Origin of the sequence: Longimicrobium sp. (assembly GCF_048594345.1) — a bacterium.
Classification (GTDB): domain Bacteria; phylum Gemmatimonadota; class Gemmatimonadetes; order Longimicrobiales; family Longimicrobiaceae; genus Longimicrobium.
In genome coordinates this window covers 1-17445 of the sequence record NZ_JBMDXM010000179.1, presented here as the reverse complement: position 1 = coordinate 17445, position 17445 = coordinate 1, and the positions used below count along the sequence as shown (strand labels likewise).

Annotated in this window: 12 protein-coding genes; 3 read left to right on the top strand and 9 right to left on the bottom strand. The window is 68.8% G+C overall.

Going from position 1 to position 17445, the window contains the following annotated elements; all coding sequences use genetic code 11:
- Positions 1–140: 140 nt before the first annotated feature.
- Complete coding sequence (gene guaA, locus ACOJUJ_RS19690; protein WP_420128611.1) at positions 141–1685, bottom strand: glutamine-hydrolyzing GMP synthase; 1545 nt, start codon at positions 1683–1685, stop codon at positions 141–143.
- 455 nt (positions 1686–2140) lie between these two features.
- On the opposite strand from guaA, the gene ACOJUJ_RS19685 reads away from it, so the two are divergent.
- Complete coding sequence (locus tag ACOJUJ_RS19685; protein ID WP_420128610.1) at positions 2141–3457, top strand: putative glycoside hydrolase; 1317 nt, start codon at positions 2141–2143, stop codon at positions 3455–3457.
- Positions 3458–3666: 209 nt separating this feature from the next.
- On the opposite strand, the gene ACOJUJ_RS19680 is transcribed toward ACOJUJ_RS19685, so the two are convergent.
- Together ACOJUJ_RS19680 and ACOJUJ_RS19675 are read right to left on the bottom strand one after the other, a co-directional pair.
- Positions 3667–4170 (bottom strand): protease complex subunit PrcB family protein, encoded by a 504-nt coding sequence (locus tag ACOJUJ_RS19680; RefSeq protein WP_420128609.1) that lies wholly within the window; start codon positions 4168–4170, stop codon positions 3667–3669.
- A 541-nt stretch (positions 4171–4711) separates the two neighbouring features.
- The gene (locus ACOJUJ_RS19675) at positions 4712–5512 is read right to left on the bottom strand and encodes an anti-sigma factor family protein (RefSeq protein WP_420128608.1); all 801 of its coding nucleotides are present in this window, start codon (positions 5510–5512) and stop codon (positions 4712–4714) included.
- A 710-nt stretch (positions 5513–6222) separates the two neighbouring features.
- Here ACOJUJ_RS19675 and ACOJUJ_RS19670 point away from each other — a divergent pair.
- Positions 6223–6786: an outer membrane beta-barrel protein gene (locus ACOJUJ_RS19670; RefSeq protein ID WP_420128607.1), complete on the top strand. Its 564-nt coding sequence runs from the start codon at positions 6223–6225 to the stop codon at positions 6784–6786.
- 133 nt (positions 6787–6919) lie between these two features.
- On the opposite strand, the gene ACOJUJ_RS19665 is transcribed toward ACOJUJ_RS19670, so the two are convergent.
- The gene (locus tag ACOJUJ_RS19665) at positions 6920–8764 is read right to left on the bottom strand and encodes a S8/S53 family peptidase (protein WP_420128606.1); all 1845 of its coding nucleotides are present in this window, start codon (positions 8762–8764) and stop codon (positions 6920–6922) included.
- A 620-nt stretch (positions 8765–9384) separates the two neighbouring features.
- On the bottom strand, positions 9385–10659 hold the full coding sequence (lysA, locus tag ACOJUJ_RS19660; RefSeq protein ID WP_420128605.1) for a diaminopimelate decarboxylase: 1275 nt from the start codon (positions 10657–10659) through the stop codon (positions 9385–9387).
- Positions 10660–10850: 191 nt separating this feature from the next.
- Between lysA and ACOJUJ_RS19655 the strand changes: the two genes are divergently transcribed.
- A complete protein-coding gene (locus ACOJUJ_RS19655) occupies positions 10851–11651 on the top strand; it encodes a hypothetical protein (RefSeq protein ID WP_420128604.1) in 801 nt (266 codons plus the stop codon).
- Positions 11652–11865: 214 nt separating this feature from the next.
- Here ACOJUJ_RS19655 and proS read toward each other — a convergent pair whose 3' ends face one another.
- From proS to ACOJUJ_RS19635, 4 genes are all read right to left on the bottom strand, one after another.
- On the bottom strand, positions 11866–13359 hold the full coding sequence (proS, locus tag ACOJUJ_RS19650) for a proline--tRNA ligase (RefSeq protein WP_420128603.1): 1494 nt from the start codon (positions 13357–13359) through the stop codon (positions 11866–11868).
- A 74-nt stretch (positions 13360–13433) separates the two neighbouring features.
- Positions 13434–13982, bottom strand: a complete 549-nt coding sequence (locus tag ACOJUJ_RS19645) for a Uma2 family endonuclease (protein ID WP_420128602.1) — start codon at positions 13980–13982, stop codon at positions 13434–13436.
- Between the two features lie 108 nt (positions 13983–14090).
- Entirely contained in the window at positions 14091–15380 is a 1290-nt protein-coding gene (gene hisS / locus ACOJUJ_RS19640) for a histidine--tRNA ligase (RefSeq protein ID WP_420128601.1), read from the bottom strand.
- 344 nt (positions 15381–15724) lie between these two features.
- On the bottom strand, positions 15725–17014 hold the full coding sequence (locus tag ACOJUJ_RS19635) for a bifunctional folylpolyglutamate synthase/dihydrofolate synthase (protein WP_420128600.1): 1290 nt from the start codon (positions 17012–17014) through the stop codon (positions 15725–15727).
- Positions 17015–17445: the final 431 nt, after the last annotated feature.

Genomic DNA, 17445 nt, shown 5'->3' with positions numbered 1-17445 from the left:
GCCGGACCCGTCGGCGCAGGCCGACATCACGCAGTCGGAGCCGCGACTTCAGTCGCCGGGGCGCGGGCGACGCCGGAGTGCTCCAAGCTGTGAGCCGTTACTCTCGCACTCTCGCACTCTCGCACTTTTGCACTCCGCCGTCACTCCCACTCGATCGTCGCCGGCGGCTTGGACGAGATGTCGTACACCACGCGGTTGATCCCGGTCACCTCGTTGATGATGCGCGTGGAGATGCGGGCCAGCACGTCGTGGGGGAACGGGTACCAGTCCGCCGTCATCCCGTCGCGGCTGGTGACGGCGCGCAGGGCGCACACGTTCTCGTACGTCCGCTCGTCGCCCATCACGCCCACGCTGCGGACGGGAAGGAGCACGGCGAACGCCTGCCAGATGTCGTCGTACAGCCCCGCCGCGCGAATCTCCTCCAGGTAGATCACGTCCGCCTGGCGCAGCACGGCCAGCTCGCGCTCGTCCACGGCGCCCAGCACGCGGATGGCCAGCCCCGGCCCGGGGAACGGGTGGCGGCCCACCATCTCCTCGGGCAGCCCCAGCTCGCGCCCCACCTGCCGCACCTCGTCCTTGAACAATTCGCGCAGCGGCTCGATCAGCCCGAACTTCATGTCCTCCTTCAATCCGCCCACGTTGTGGTGCGTCTTGATGGTGGCGGACGGCCCCTTTACCGAGAGCGATTCGATGACGTCGGGGTACAGCGTCCCCTGCACCAGCCACTTTGCGTCACCCCCGATGCGGTCCGACGCCTCCTCGAACACGTCGATGAAGGTGTTGCCGATGATCTTCCGCTTCTTCTCCGGATCCTCCACCCCGTGCAGCCGCTCCAGGAAGAGCGCGGACGCATCCACCACCTCCAGCCGGATGCCCAGGTTCGCGCGAAAGGTGCGCTCCACCGACTCGCGCTCGCCCTGCCGCAGCAGCCCCGTATCCACGAAGATGCAGGTCAGCTGGTCGCCGATGGCGCGATGGACCAGCGACGCCGCCACGGACGAGTCCACGCCGCCGGACAGTCCGCAGATGACCTGCGCGTCGCCCACCTGCGCGCGGATCTTGGCGATTTCGTTCTCGATGTACGACCCCGCCGTCCACGTGGGCTCGCAGCCGCACACGCGAAAGACGAAGTTGCCGATCATGTCCGCGCCGCGGACGGTGTGCGCCACCTCCAGGTGAAACTGCACGCCGTAGATGGACCGGTCGTCCGCCGCGAAGGCCGCCCAGGGCAGCCCCTCGGTGGACGCGAGCCGGCGGTAGCCCGGCGGCGGCTGCACCACGTGGTCGCCGTGGCTCATCCACACCTGCGTCTGCTCGCCGGGCGTAAATCCATCGAACAGCCCCGTCGCCTCCTTTACCGTCACCTGCGCGCGGCCGTACTCCCGCTTACCGCGTTCCACCACCCCACCCTCCAGGTGGGTGATGAGCTGCATGCCGTAGCACACGCCCCGGATGGGGATGCCCATCCGCAGCAGCTCCGGCTCGGCGGTGGGCACGTCGTCGCCGTAGACCGACGAGGGGCCGCCGGACAGCACGATCCCCCTGGGCGCCCACTCGCGGATCCACTCCAGCGAGCGCGTGGGCGGCTGGATCTCGCAGTAGACCCGCTCTTCGCGAATGCGCCGCGCGATGAGCTGCGTGAATTGCGAGCCGTAGTCGATGATCAGGATGCGATTGGAATCCACGTTTTTCCCCCGTAAGCGGCAGGCGCCCGGCGTCAGGCCAGGCGCTTGATCATCAGGATCTTCGTTCAGGGACCCGTCACCGGCCCAGGCGCGGCAATGTACGCGCGCGCGGGGTGCGCGAAAAGGTGGGGCGGATGCGTCCCTGCCGGGGCGCCAGATCCACAGCGGAATGGCCTCCGCGGACCTTGTGCGAAAGCCTCGCCGTCGCTACAAATGCGTGTGGGGAAACACTCGATCGGGCGCGCCCCTCTGGGCGTCCACAAGTGTTTACGGCGGCAGCGTTTTTGCGTCGCCGGCTTTTCGGCGAAATGGATCATCCGTCTGCCCGCCAGGCCGCCTTCCGGCGCCGCCTTTCCGGCCGACCCGCACTCCGTGTTCAGCCGCTTCATCCGCAGGGAAGGTGCGCCGCTCCGGGCGCACCCGCAGTCCGCAGTCTTTCAGATTCTGGTGCTCTCATGCTGTCCCCGGGCCGCCGCTGGATCGTCCCCGCCTTCGTCTGCGCCTTGATCGCCGGCGCCGCCTGCATGGACCTGGGACGCGAGGCGGAGCGAGAGCTCAAGATGGCCTCGTCGCTGGTGGCTGAATCGCCGCCCGGGGCCGCCGCGCAGCCGGCCGCTCCGCCCCCCGCCCCGCGTCCGCGCGACGGGGTGCCGCCCATCATCCGCGGCATCTACGTAAGCTCGTACGCCATCGGCAATCCCACCAAGCGCGCGGAGCTGCTGGCGCTGGCCGACACCACGGAGATCAACACCTTCGTCGTGGACGTCAAGGACGAGGACGGCGTGCGCTTCCCCAGCCAGGTGCTGGTGGCGCGGGAGGCGGCGCACGAGCGCAGCATCCCCGTGCGCGACCTCAAGGGCATCGCCGACACGCTGCGGGCGCACGGCATCCACGCCATCGCCCGCGTGGTCGTCTTCAAGGACCCGCGCCTTTCGCGCCTCAAGCCCGAGTGGTCCATCCGCAATCCGGACGGCTCCGTGTGGCGCGACCGGCAGGGGCTTAGCTGGGTGAGCCCGTGGGACCGCGACGTGTGGGAGATGAACATCGCCGTGGCCGAAGAAGCGGTGCGCGCGGGGTTCCGCGAGATCCAGTTCGATTACGTCCGCTTCCCGGAGCAGTACAACTCGCTGCCGAAGCAGGTGCACCCGGAGGCCGACTCCGCGGGCGTCCGCACCGACGCCATCGCCGGGTTCCTGGCGCAGGCGCGCGCGCGGCTGCACCCGCTGGGCGCCACGGTCACGGCCGACGTGTTCGGCCTGTCGATGAACGAGTCGCGCGACGTGGGGATCGGGCAGCAGTGGGAGCGCATCAGCGCCGTGACCGACGCGGTGCTGCCGATGGTGTACCCGTCGCACTACTTTCCCACGCACCTGGCGGGGATCAGCCGCCCCAACCGCCAGCCGTACGAAACGGTGCACGCGTCGGTGGGGATGGGCGTGGTGCGCAACGAGCGGCTGCGCGCGGCGGGGGTGGAGCCGGCGCGCATCATCCCGTGGATCCAGGCATTTACCGCCACCTGGAACGACCGCGGCTTCCCGTACCGCGCCGAGCAGGCGCGCGACCAGATCCGCGCGCTGTACGACCTGGGGATCGAGGACTGGATCTTCTGGCACCCCGGCACCAACTACGCGCAGATCGCCGGCGCCTTTGCCCGCGAGACGGCCCCGGAGGCAAAGCCGGTCCCCATGCCGGCATCGGTAACCGCCACGGTGGACCGCCTGGACCGCGAAGGCGCCGCCGCCGAGCGCCAACGGCTGATGGCGGCCCAGTAGCCGCGTTCCGATCGACCGAAGCGCAGAACGCCTCCAGCACCGTGCCGGAGGCGTTTTTCGTTGGACGACGACAGGAACGGAGGTCAGGGTACAGAGGAACAGACAACCGCCAGAGGAACAGAGGACGGAGTGCGGATCACCTCTGTTCCTCTGATAGGACGGTTCTCCGTTCCTCTGTACGTTTCGATGTTGTTTCTCCGGATTCCGTATCAATCACACGCGTGCACTTGCTTCACCGTCTGGAACTGGATGGGCTGCGAGGTGCGGGGGAGCCTCACCACGTCCACCGGCTCCGTAATGGCGGCCGTCACGACGCACGCCTCGCCGGGGAACGTCTCGACGACGCGGACAACCACGTTCCCCGGCTGCGCGGCCGCCTGCTGCAGCTGGATGTGATGGCCGCCGCTGGAACGGGACCCCATAGCCGCCACGAGCACCACCTCGTGCTGGAAGTCCACCGCGGGCGGCGCCGGCACCGGACGCGTGTTCTGCCAGATGCGCTGCCAGGTGGCTTCCCACTCGGCCTGGCTGGTCACCACCAGGCGCGCCTGCATCTCGAACCCCGAGTTGTAGGCGGGAAAGTACTCCTGCAGCCGGACCAGCTGCACCGGCTCTCCCGGGAGCGTGTCTAGGCCGGGCGAGATGGACGGCAGCTCGGCGCACCCCGCGGCGAGCATGGACATCATCAGGGCGATCGATCGCTTGATTGGCATCGGCGGAGAACGTATGTGGTTGTACGGCAGACCGTCTTTCGCAGCTACAAGCGCTCAATCCGCCCCATCTGTGACACCCGCGACAAAGGGGCGAGTCGCACGCGCGGCACCGTCTACGAAGTGCGGGCGCGGCCCCCACGAGCAGGTGAAGCTCCGTTGTGCGAGGAACGAACAACGACGGGGCTTATCCTTATACCGAATCCGCAAAAAGAGTGGTGATAGGGATCCGACAAACGGCGTCATTCTGAGGCTGAGGGAGGCGCCGCGCAAAGCTCTCCGTCTCGCTGGAAAGCCTGGCGCCGACCGAAGAATTTCTACGCTGGGCGCACCATCCCGTCGGCTACGACTGGCTTTGGCGCGAGAAACCCCACCCGTTTCCGATACAGATCCTTCAGTCGGCGCACGAGCTGCTGCGTTTTGCCGAAGGTTCGGGGTGGGCGCCTTCCGCAGGATGACAGCGATCGTCCACAACCACTGTTGTTGCGGATTCGTATCATGGCATGGATAGCCGCGGGTTTCAGCCCGTGGTGTCGCGTATTGCCTACCGCGCCCCCAGCTCCACCACCCGCCCGTTGGCCAGATCCTCCGCCGTCACCTCCACCGGTGCCCCGGCACCGATGCGGACACGGACGCTGCTGATGGACGGCGGCAGGAGCACGCGGTAGCTGGCCGTGGAGCCGGGCGCGTTCAGGATGCGCAGACCGGCGTCCGACACCAGCGGCGTCTCCGTGTCTCCACCCAGCACCTCCGCGGATGCCTCGCCACCCGCCGCGCGGCCGAGCGTGAGCGTGCCCGCCGCCTGGCGCTCCGACACCACCAGCGCGAAGCGGCCGGGCGCGGGGGTAAAGAAGACGGTCGCGCCGCTGGACGGCGCCTCGGCCGGTGCGGGCGGCGTCTGCACCGGCGCCGGCGCGGCCGGGGCCGGCGCCTCTTCCCCGCCGAACACCTCGCTCCAGGCGACGCCCAGGCGGTCCGCCACCCACGCCCGCAGCGGCGCCACGGCGGCAAAGGGGACGATCACCACCAGCGCGATCATCGCTGCTCGGGCCCAGGCGGACTGCGTCCAGCCGGTGCGGCGGGACGGGAGGGCAGTGATGGGGATCACCCGCGGCCGCTCCGGCATGCGCGGAAAGACGAAATCTTCCGGCAGCTCCACGTCCGCCAGCAGCCGCGAGAAGTTGGAGGTGCGCAGCCGCAGCGCCTGCAGCCGCTCGGCGCAATCGTCGCAGCGGGCCACGTGGGCCAGGCGCACGTCGCGCTCCATGGGGGCGAACTCGCCGTCCACCAGCGCCAGCAGATCGGTGTCTTCCAGGTGCACGGGTCCGGCGGCGGGGTTGCTCACACGTCCTCCTTGTCCAGCTCCAGGCGGCCCGACAGCCTGGCGAGCGCGCCCGCCGGGACACCGCATTCTCCTCCTGCGCCGCGGCGGCACCGCGCCCCCGCTCTGACTCATGGGATGCGCGAGCCGCCGCGTTTCTGTCAGCCCCCTCGCGCAGAAGCGAAAACCGTGCAGCGATAAGCTCAGGAACGGGTTGGCCCTCACATGGGGCACCACACCGGGAGAAGATTTCCGTGAGGGGGTTGTTGAATCTACACCGCGATCAGTCATCCTGAGGGAGGCGCCGCTCCGCAACCTGCTCTCGCGCAAAGAGTTGGCGCCGACCGAAGGACCTTGTCTGCCTGACCGAGGGACTTGAACGGCGCCCGAGGGCTGGGTTTCTCGCGACCCTACAAAGATCCTTCGGTCGCGCGCAAGCTTCTGTGGCTATGAAAGTTATGGGGGGCGCTTCCTCAGGATGACACCGTATCCCCGTTGGGAAGCCTCCCTTTTCTTCCGCGTGGTATCAGGGATTCACAGGTGGATGACAGAAACGGATGACGTCACGCATCCCATGATTGTGAGCGGCTGGACAAAGGGTCTGACAGAAACCGAAGTCCTTGTGCATCACATGGTTGCGCGACGATGCACGGCAGGCTTGCCGGCCGCGCAGAACCCGATTTTCGAACCGGCGGCGAACGTCCGCCCGGACCTTTCCTTACAGGAGCAGACCGATGCAGAAGATTCGGTCGATCGTGGGCGCCACGCTGGCCCTGGCGGCGCTGTCCGCCGCCCCCGCCGCCGCGCAGACGGCCGACCGCGGCGCTACGCTGACCGTTCAGGGCGGCGGGTTGAGCTACGACCGCGAGGGTGACGGCACCTTCCCGATGGGTGCCGTGCGTGTGGACTGGGCCCTCAACCGCTACGTCCGCGCCGAGGTGGGCGGCTCCTACGCCCGGCCGGAGACCACCGGTTTCCGTACCATCGGCCAGAACCTGACGGAGCCGTTCGACTCGCACAGCAACCTGATGACGGCCACGGTGGGCGTGCAGGCGCAGCTTCCCACCCGCATCGCCAGTCCGTACGTGGGCATTGCCACCGGGCTGTTCAGCCGCTTCGACGCGGAGGGCGGCGACCGCTTCTTCCGTCCCACACAGGAGGTGATGGCGGGCGTGCGCGTGCCGGTGCGCGGCGGCATCGGCATCCGCGGCGAGCTGCGCTACCGGCTGGACCAGCACCAGGACGGCGGCACCGCCAGCGACATGGAGCACACGCTGGGCGTGACCCTCAAGCTGTAAAGGGCGATCCGGTACATCCGGAACGCCGATCCGCCTCCGCCGCATTCGGGGGGACGTGATGGGCGAGGGCGGGACCGGAGATGAGCTCCGGCCCCGCCCTCGTTTGCCGCACCGGTTACCGGTTACGCCGCGTTCAGCTTTCGCAGATGAACTTGGTCGGATCCTCGCACCCTCCCGGAGGGGGAGAGATCTCGACGCGGGCGCGAACCTTTCCGCCGTCGGAGTGATCCGTCACCCACAGATGGTAGATGTGGTGTGGATCCCCCGGACCCACGGCCACCTGAATGGTCTGCGTGGTCGCGCCGTTGTCCCACAGGTAGGAGAACGGCCCGGTTCCTCCGTGAATCATGGGTTGCAGCCGGTAGTTGGCCACCTGGTTGAATCCGCCGCCGGAAAGAAGGATGCTGGCGATGGCGGGCGAGTACATCCCGCCGACGGCTTTGTACGTGTTGACCACTCCGTAGCCCTGCCGCGAATCGCGGCTCGCGCGCCCCGCCCAGCGCATGCGGTCCAGCACCTGCGCACGAGTGAACTGCGGGTAGTAGGACCAGATCAGCGCCGCCTGCGCCGCCACCGTGGGCGAAGCGCCTGAGCTGCCGCCCAGCCTGTCCACCAGCGGGCTGCTGCCGTGCACGGTGGGAAAGCTCTGGTAGGCGGCGAACTCCACCTTGCTTCCGTAGTGGCAGTTGTTGGACACTTCCTTGGAGTGATAGTCAACGCAGGTCACGGCGACCACATTGCTGTGGCTCGCGGGAAAGACCACGTTGCCGTTGTTCGCTTCAATGCACCCGGCCCACAGGGCGAACAGCCCCACGAAGGGGTGGAACAGCGAGCCCACCCCGAAGCCCACGGTGGCCGCGATGCCACACTCCTTCCAGTCGTCGGTAGAGGTACCCGCGGCCGCGAAGAACAGAAGGTTGTTCGGGTGCTGGCTCTGCCAGTACTCGATCTCGTTCGACACCTGCCAGTACCAGTTCAGGCTCTGCCACGACATGGTGATCACCTTGCCGCCCGGCTGGCCCGCCATGGCGGCGACCGTGTTCCGGATCCCCTGCCCCGCGTCGTCGGCGTTCACGTTCACCACGCCGTTCGCGATCCGCGTCGCCACCAGGTTGCTCTTCCAGGCAACGCCCACGGGACCCAGGCCGTCGCGAGGCGCCACCGCCACGCCGGCCGCTTCGGTGCCGTGGCCGCAGTTGTCGAGCGGCGACGCGTCCACGTTTCCGCTCCACGCGGTGCGGTACTTTACCCAGCGGCCCGCGCTTTCCCCGCTCGAGAAGCGCCCGCCCGAAGCGGAGGGAAGGAGCTGCGCCTGGCCCGAATGAATGCCCGTGTCGACAACGCCGATCGTGACGCCGGCGCCGCTGGTCCGCAGCCACGCATGCTCAATCCCCATGGAACGGTGCTTGAGCGAGTACACGTCGCCCGAGGTGCCGTTGGTGTACAGCCGCTCTTCGCCCCACTCGCCCTGGTTGTTGCACCCCAGGCTCCCCTCCGCCAGCGGCGGAATGTCGCCCACGGCCCGCAGCGGCTCGATGAAATCCGTGCCGGGAAGTCGGCGAACCTTCTGAAAGGCTTCAAAGTCCCTGAAGCGCACCTTGATTGTGGGAAGGAGCGTGTCCGCCCAGATCAGCTCCACGCCGGGCTGCGACGCAGCCGCACGCCGGGAGTTTTCCCACTGCGACCGGTCCATCAGCACGCGGCCGCGATACACGCCGCGGTTGGCGCCGGGCCGGCGCAGCCCTACAACGCCCGTGCGTTCGGAGTATTCGATGTGCTTCCACAACTCCTCGTCCGTTGCGTCCACGAAGGTTCCCAAACGCTCCTGGCTGTACGTGGGGACGTGATCCCCCGCGGCGCTCAGGTCCGGGGCGGGGTCTGCGGACGCGAGCGCGGTGGTGGTGGGCGCATCGGTGCACGCGGCGAGCAGCGCGACACCGAGCATGCACCCCGTCTGCACGATTCTGTGGCTTTTCATGAGTCCTTCCCGTGGTGGGAGGCGACGAGCGGGAGCCACCCCGGTGCGGAGTGGCCAGGAGAGAGAGTCCTGAACTGCGGGTGGATGGGAGGGGGGCTCCTGGATCACCGGCGGCGCGCGGAGGATGCGCCCGCCACAAATCCGTGCCGCGGCATCCCCTGCCACGACCTGCATGAGACGCTTCCGCATGGGATCGGAAACGGCCCACATCATTCGTTTACTCGAATTGACCCCAGGAGTTTCAACTGGAGAGAGTGCGCGTGTTTCCTGGTTCAACCGCACGGCGCCGCATGCCGCCTCCTGATACAAAATCGGCGAAAATTGGCGATCTCGCCGAAAGGAACAGGGACGCCATGATCGTCCCCGGTTTCCGCTGGGTGAGCACCCGTTCTTTCCCTGGATTCAGCAGGAGGCGGAGGTGCAGAGAGACGGTCGGGGCGCGCTCTCCGCGCCTCCGCGTGAAATTTTGTAAGTTTGGAGGTCTCCCTCCGGGTGGGCAGCCGTTCGTTTCCTGGATTCGGGATGAGGCTACCAGCGCTCCGGGAGGGCTCTTCCACAAACGCGAGAGAGGCGGCCCCCGCGCGAGGCCGCCTCTTTCGTGTTGGATCCACCGAAACCGCCTACAGCTCCGTTTCCGCCGCGACCAGGTCGTCCATGGTTTCGCGGCGGCGGACCAGGGTGGCGTCGGAGCCGCTGACCATCACCTCGGCGGGGCGCGGGCGCTGGTTGTACTGGCTGGCCATCGAAAACCCGTACGCGCCCACCGTCATGATCGACAGCAGCTCACCGGGCTTGGGCAGCTCCATCTCGCGGTCCAGCGCAAGGAAGTCGCCCGTCTCGCAGATGGGCCCCACCACGTCCACCCGCGCCCGCTCACGCCCGGGCGACGCCACCGGCTCCACCGCGTGCCATCCGCTGTAGTGGCTGGGGCGGATAAGGTCGTTCATCCCCGCGTCGGTGATCACGAAGCGCTTGCCGCCGCCTTCCTTTACGTACAGCACGCGCGTAAGCAGCGCCCCCGCCTCGCCCACCAGAAAGCGGCCGGGCTCCACTACGAGCTTGAGCCCCGTCTGCGCCACCGCGGGGACGATGTCCGCCGCCCAGTCGGCCGCGCTGATGCGCTCGCCGCCCTCGTAGCTGATCCCCAGGCCGCCACCCAGGTCCAGGAACTCCAGCTCCACCTCCGCCTGGCGAAGGTCGTGGGCCAGGTCCAGCACGTACTCCAGCGCGTCGCGAAAGGGCGCCACCTCCAGGATCTGCGACCCGATGTGCACGTCGATGCCGCGCACCCGGATCCCCGGCATCTTGGCGGCGATCTTGTACAGCCCGCGCGCCTTGGCCGCCGCGATGCCGAACTTGGTGGCTGCGTGGCCGGTGCGGGTGTACGCGTGCGGCGTGGGGGTGTCGATGTCGGGGTTCACGCGCAGGGCGACGGGCGCGCGCGTCCCCATGGCGCAGGCCAGGTCGCTCAGGGCGCACAGCTCGCCCTCGCTCTCCACGTTGAAGGCGTAGATGCCGGCGCGCAGCCCCGCCGCCAGCTCGTACACCGTCTTGCCCACCCCGCTGAAGACGATGCGCTCGCCGGGGATGCCGGCCAGCAGCGCGCGATGCAGCTCGCCCGCGGAGACGATGTCGCACCCGGCGCCCAGCTCGGCCAGGGTGCGCAGGACGCCCAGGTTGCCGTTGGCTTTGACCGAGTAGGCGATCAGGTGCGGCACCGGCGCCAGCGCATCGTCCAGCTCGCGATAGCGTTCGCGGATGGCGCCCTGGCTGTAGACGTACAGCGGCGTGCCCCACCGCGCCACCAGCTCCGGCAGCGGCACCTCCTCGCAGTGCAGAACCCCGTCCACGCGCGGAAACGCCTCCGCCACGCCCGCGACAGCCGTATCGTCCAACCCGTCCTCCCCCGCTGGTGTGGATCCCGCCGGTCCCGCGGCCGCCGCGGCCCTGCTTTCCGCGCGCACGATTTGCGCCGCGCAACGGATGCATTGACGCCGGACTGCTACCGACGCAGTGTACTACACCTCGCGCCCGTCCGGAAGCATCCGGAGCCGGGCAGCAGACCCCGCCTCGCGGAGGACCCGCCATGCGCCTGAGCCCCATCCCCGCCCTGCTCCTCGCGGCCGCGCTCGCCCCGCCATTGGCCGCGCAGGTCCCCGACGCCCTGCGCACCGCGCCACGCGTACAGGGCACCGGCAACGGCAGCACCATCATCGTCTGGCCGCGCCACGTGCAGTCGCTGCAGGCGCGGCTGGACAGCTTTGCCGTGGCGCTCCCCGCCGCGGAGCGCGCGCTGTGGAACGACGTGCTGCTGCGCGCCGCCCACGTGCCCGCCCCGGCCGCCGCGGAAGTCCGCGTGACGCCGGTGCTGCAGATTGGCCCCGGCGGCGGGTGCGAGGACACGCCCGGGATGGACGGCGCGGCCGGCCGCGCGGCCATCATCGTGCAGGGCGGCCGGGCGGCGGGCGCCAGCGGAATCATCGTGCAGGGCGGGCGGACGCCGCGTGCCGGCATCGTGGTGCAGGGCGGCCGCACGCCCGCCGCCCAGGGGGCGAACGCGCCGCGGCCCGCTCCCAACGCCACCGTCGCCATCGGCCCCAAGCAGGACGACCCCGCGCCGCCGCCGCAGAGCCTGGGCCGCCGCCTGGCGGACCTTTCGCTGCGGCTGACCGCGGAGGAGCGCGGCGCGCTGGACTGGCTGCTGACCCGCGCGGCGGAACCGTCCGGCCCGGACGGCGGCCTGCCGCCGCGCACCCCGGGCGATCCCCGGCCCGGCGAGCGGGTTTCGCTGCGGCAGGCCCTGGGCATCGACCCGCTGGCCATCGGCCCCAAGCAGGACGATCCCGCGCCCCGGCCGGATTCGCAGCGCTGGATCCTGCGGTTCTAGAAGTACGAAAGTACGAAAGTACGAGAGTACGGGAGTACGAAAGTACGAGAGTACGGGAGTACGGGAGTACGGGAGTACGGGAGTACGGGAGTACGGGAGTACGGGAGTACGGGAGTACGGGAGTACGGGCAACGTACTTTCGTACTTTTCGTACCTTCGTACGAGAAAGGCCGCCCCGACACTCTGGGGCGGCCTTTCGCGCATCATCAGCCGATCAGTACGCCTTGGCCCAGACCGCTTCCGTGGTCGCGTCCGCCCCGCAGACCAGGCACTTCGCGGGCGCCGGGTCGCTGCGGAACTCCTCGAAGGGGAGGCAGCGGATGGTGGCCTTGGTCTCCTCCTTTACCTTCTCCTCGCACTCCGACGACTCGCACCAGCCGGCGTAAACGAAGCCGCCGGGACCTTCCATGATCTCGCGGAAGCGGTCATACGAGTCGATGCCGCGGTGCGAGTTCTCGTCGCGCCGGGCACGGGCGCGGTCCAGCAGGAAGGTGTGATAGTCCTCCAGCCGCTGCGCCATCGATCCCAGCACCTCGGCCTCGGGAAGGAACTGCTTGCGCTCCTCGCCCTCGGGAATGCGCCGCGCCAGCACCACCTGCCCCTTGGCGATGTCCTTGGGGCCGATCTCGATGCGGAACGGCACGCCCTTCATCTCCCACTCAAAGAACTTGGCGCCGGGCGTAAGCTTGTCCCGATCGTCCACGTGCGTGCGGATGCCGGACAGCGCGGCCACGATCTCGGCCGCCTTGGCCATCACCAGCTCGCGCTCGTCGTCCTTGCGGTAGATGGGGACGATGACGACCTGGATGGGCGCCACGCGGGGCGGCATCACCAGCCCCTTGTCGTCGCCGTGCGTCATCACCAGGCCGCCCACCATGCGCGTGCTCACGCCCCACGACGTGTTCCACGCGAACTCCTCCGCACCCGACTCCGAGGCAAACTTCAGCTCGAACTGCTTCGCGAAGTTCTGCCCCAGGTTGTGCGAGGTGCCGTTCTGCAGGGCGCGGTTGTCCTGCATCATCGCCTCGCAGGTGTACGTGCGCAGCGCACCCGCGAACTTCTCCGACTCGCTCTTCTGGCCCACCACCACGGGCATGGCCAGGTGGCCTTCCATGAACTCGCGGTACACGCCCAGCATCTGCCGCGTCTCCGCCTCGGCCTCGTCATGGCTGGCGTGGGCGGTGTGCCCCTCCTGCCACAGGAACTCGGTGGTGCGCAGGAACAGGCGCGTGCGCATCTCCCAGCGGACGACGTTGGCCCACTGGTTGTACAGCAGGGGCAGGTCGCGGTAGCTCTGCACCCACTTGGAGAACATCTCGTAGATGATGGTCTCGCTGGTGGGGCGCACGATCAGCGGCTCCTCCAGCTTGCTGGCGGGGTCGGGGATCAGCTTGCCGTCGTCCGTGGCCTTGAGGCGCGTGTGGGTAACGATGGCGGCTTCCTTGGCGAAGCCCTCCACGTGCTCCGCCTCGCGCTCAAGAAAGCTCTGGGGGATGAACAGCGGAAAGTACGCGTTCTGGTGCCCCGTCTCCTTGAAGCGCAGGTCCAGCCGGTCGCGCATCAGCTCCCACAGCCGGTAGCCGTACGGGCGAATGACCATGCAGCCGCGCACGGGCGAGTAGTCCGCCAGCTCGGCCTTGAGCACCACTTCGTTGTACCAGGCGCTGAAGTCCTCCGCCTGGGTGGTAAGCGCTTTTTCGTTGGACATGAGACTCCCCAAAAGTCAAAGGACCCGCCGCGTCGGGCGGCGGATCCGTGTTCACATGCGGATCGTGCCCGTGTTCAGGCAAAGATGTCGCGCACCGGCAGCATCCATCCCGGCACCACGTCTTCGCCGTCGATCACGTAAGTTTCAGTCAGTTCGAGCGGAGCGCGTCCCGGGCGGCATACGGCTACCGTTCGGTCATCCGGGTCCACAACGATGACCATCGCGGTCCCAGCGCCAAGGTACTCGCGGACCTTTGCCTTGACTTCGCTGTAGCGGTCATGCGGAGATACCACCTCGATCGCGAGATCGGGAGCACCGCGGTAGAAACCCGGAGCCGGGCCTTCTGCCGACAGCCGATCAGCCCGTACGAAGGAAAGGTCCGGGGCGCGCAGCGTATCTGGGTCGCTCTCCAGCAGGTAGCCGATTTCGGGACGAACTCTCCCAAGGCGGCGCGCATGGACGTGTGCGTCCAGCGAGCGATTGATATTCTGCACAGAGTCTCCGTGCCGTTCGCCAACAGGGCTCCTCTCACGAAGCTCTCCCGCAACAAGCTCGCGACGCATGCCGTCTTCCGGCATCGCCCAGAGCTCATCGACCGTCATCGTCCGTAATTGCGTGGCCATGGTTCACCTCTGCGACGCTGAACAACAACTCATATCACCAGAAGGATAACCCTCCGGCGCACTCCCTGTGCCCGCGCCAGCGCTCTCAGCAAAATGCCGGCGCGGGCGTCACGGTCGGCCGATGTCCGCGAGGGGGATGCGCGACTCTTCGCCGCTATCCATGTCCTTGACCACGCCCACGCCCTCGGCCACGTCGTCGGGGCCGATGATGACGGTGCGGCGCGCGCCCAGCGCGGAAGCGTTCTTGAACTGTTTGCCCACGCCCTGGTGCTTGAACGCGTAGTCCACCGACGCGCCGCCGTCGCGCAGCCGTCGCACCAGCGCCAGCACCTCGGGCCGCTGCTCGGGCGTCACGGGGATCACGTAGTAGTCCACGCTCTGGCGCGTTTCGGGAAGCAGGCCGCGGTCCGTAAGCAGCTCCTTGAGCACCACGTCGCCCATCCCGAAGCCCAGCGCGGGAAGCTGCACCCCGCCCACCTGCGCCAGCAGGTTGTCGTAGCGCCCGCCGCCGCAGATGGCGCGCAGTTCGCCGCGCGCATCAAACAGCTCGAACACGATCCCCGTGTAGTACGCCAGTCCGCGCACGATGGAAAGGTCGAAGCGGACGTAGTCCATCAGCCCCATCGCCCGCAGCGTATCGAAGATGGAGCTCATCCGCTCGATCTCGGGCGCCACGCCCTCCGTCTGCCCGTACGCCTGGCGCACCGCGTCGAAGTCCGTGTGCCGAAAGATGTCCAGCGTGCGCTCGACGGCGTCGTCCGGCATCCCCGCCTCGTCGCGCAGCCGCTTGGCGATCACTTCGCGCGGGTCGCGCTCCAGCTTGTCGACAATGTTGTAGACCAGGATCAGCTGGTCCTCGGGCACGCCCGCGTGCAGCAGCAGCGCGCGCAGCAGCCGCCGGTCCGAGACGCGCGCCACGAAGTCCTGCTCCGTGAGCCCAAAGGCGCGCAGCATGTCGATGGCGGCCGCCAGCAGCTCCGCGTCCGCCGCGGGATCGTCCTCGCCGATGATGTCGAGGTTGAGCTGAAAGTGCTCGCGCAGCCGGCCGCGCTGCTGCCGCTCATAGCGGAACAGCTGCGGGATGCTGAACCACTTGATCGGCTTGCGCAGACCGCCCGCGCGTGCGCCGGCCATGCGCGCCAGCGTGGGCGTCATCTCAGGGCGCAGCGAGATCTCGCGGCCGCTCTTGTCGGCAAAGTTGTACAGCTGCTGTACGATCTCGGGACCGGACTTTTCCGTGTACAGCTCCAGCGGCTCCAGCGGAGGTCCGTCGTATTCCTGGAACCCGTAGCGGCGCGCGACCTCGCGCCACGTGCGCATGATGTGCGCGCGGATGGCGAAGTCGTCGGGGTAGAAGTCCCGAAAGCCGGGCAGTGACTGAAAGTTTGTGTTAGACATAGCCTCCGAATGTAGCGCAGAGGCGGCGGGGCGAGCAACTGCGGAGGGAACCGCGAGGGAATAGGGAACAGGGAATAGGGAATAGCGGGCAACTGCACGGGGAGCCAGCGAAGGATGAACGGCGTGGCGCTGCTCGCGGGGCCCTCACCCCCGGCCCCTCTCCCGCAAACTGCGCGGGAGAGGGGAGAATTCGATCCCGCTTGCGATCTGATTCGGAGCGCGCTGAACTCCCGGTGCACACAACCCCTCCCTCGATGTTGGGGGTGGGGTCGCCGGCCGTCGCGAGGAACGAGCGAAAGGCCCGGCGGGGGAGAGGGCCCGGGGGGCGCGCCGGCCCTCTGGAATCAGCCGATGCCGATCTCCATCGCCGCCAGCGCGTCGCCGACGGTGTGCACGGAGCCGGTGACGAGGATCGTGCCGTAGGGCGCCATCGTTTCCGCGCGCATCAGGGCGGCGGCGAGGTCGGGGATCACGCGGACGGGGATCCGCGCGTCGAGCGAGCTCGCGGCATCCTCGGGGTCCCAGCGGCGACCCTCGGGGGCGGTGGGAGCGACCGTCAGGATGGCGGCGTCGGCGCGATTCAGCAGCGGCGGCAGCATCTCGTCCCACTCCTTGTCGGAAAGGATCGCCGCGACCAGCACCAGCGGGCGCGGCAGGTCCAGCCCGTCGAGCGCGGTGGTCAGCGCGGCGACACCGGCAGGGTTGTGCGCCACGTCGAAAATCCAGGTGGCGCCGCGCTGCCGCACCACCTGCATCCGCCCCGCCCAGCGCACCTCCGCGAAGCCGGCTTCGATCGCCTCCCACGACGGCCGCACGTCGTCCGGAAGCACGCCCAGAAGTTCCGCCGCCAGCGCCGCGTTCCGCGCCTGGTGCGCGCCGACGAGGGGGATCCGCACCGAATGCGCTCCCCAGCGCTCGGAGTCCAGGTGAAAGCGCGTGCCTTCCAGCGACACCTCCACGTCCCGCATCCTGATCACCGCGTCCAGCACCACCAGAGGCGCACCGGCGTTCGCCGCGCGCTCCCGCAGCACCTCCATGATGAACGGGTCCTCCTCGCCGATCACCGCGGGGACGCCGGGCTTGAAGATGCCGCCCTTTTCCCACGCGATCTGTTCCAGCGACTCGCCCAGGTATTCCACGTGGTCGCGCGCCACGTTGGTCACCGCCGTCGCCAGCGGCGCGACCACGTTGGTGGAGTCCAGCCGCCCCCCCAGCCCCACCTCCACCACCGCCAGGTCGACGCCCGCTTCCGCGAAGCAGAGGAAGGCAAGGGCCGTCGTCGCCTCAAAGAAGGTGGCGCCGGTGCGCTCGATGGCCGGCCGCAGCCGCGCCTCCGCCGCCGCCAGCAGCGCCGCGTCCACCGGCCGCCCATCAATGCGGATGCGTTCCGTGAACGAAACCAGGTGCGGCGAGGTGTACAGGCCGATCGTCCGCCCCGGGTGCGCCGCGCGCAGGGCGGCTTCGCACAACGCGCTGACGGAGCCCTTGCCGTTCGTTCCGCCGACGTGGAGCGAACGAAAGCGCCGGTGTGGGTGGTCCACACCGGCGAGCAGCTCTTCCGTGCGCTCCAGCCCCCAGCGAATCCCGCCCGACGTGCGGGCGAACAGCCATGCGGCGGGATCGTCAGGATTCATCGGCCAAGGTCATGCTGAGGAAGTAAAGGGAGAGGCGAAGGCCAAGCCGTGGGTGAACCAACCAGGAGTCCGCCCCCCCCGACCAACGTTCCCGCTCGTCCCCAAACTGTGGGAGCGGCTGCCGCACACACACCCGCCGAGGAAAAACACCACCCCTCCCCCGAAGTTGGGGGAGGGGTCGACCGCCGTCGCGAGGAACGAGCGAAAGGCCGGTCGGGGGAGAGGGCCCGGCGGGTCGCGCCGCGCCCACCCGTTCACCCGTTCACCCGTTCACCCGTTCACCCGCCCCCCCCTTCACCCCGTCACCCCCCACCCGCACCCCGCCACGGCCCCGCGGAACGCCTCCGACGCGGGCAGGCCCAGCATGTGGCGCAGCAGCTGGCTCACGCGGCCCTTCATCTTCCGGCGGTCCACGATGTCGTCGAGCATCC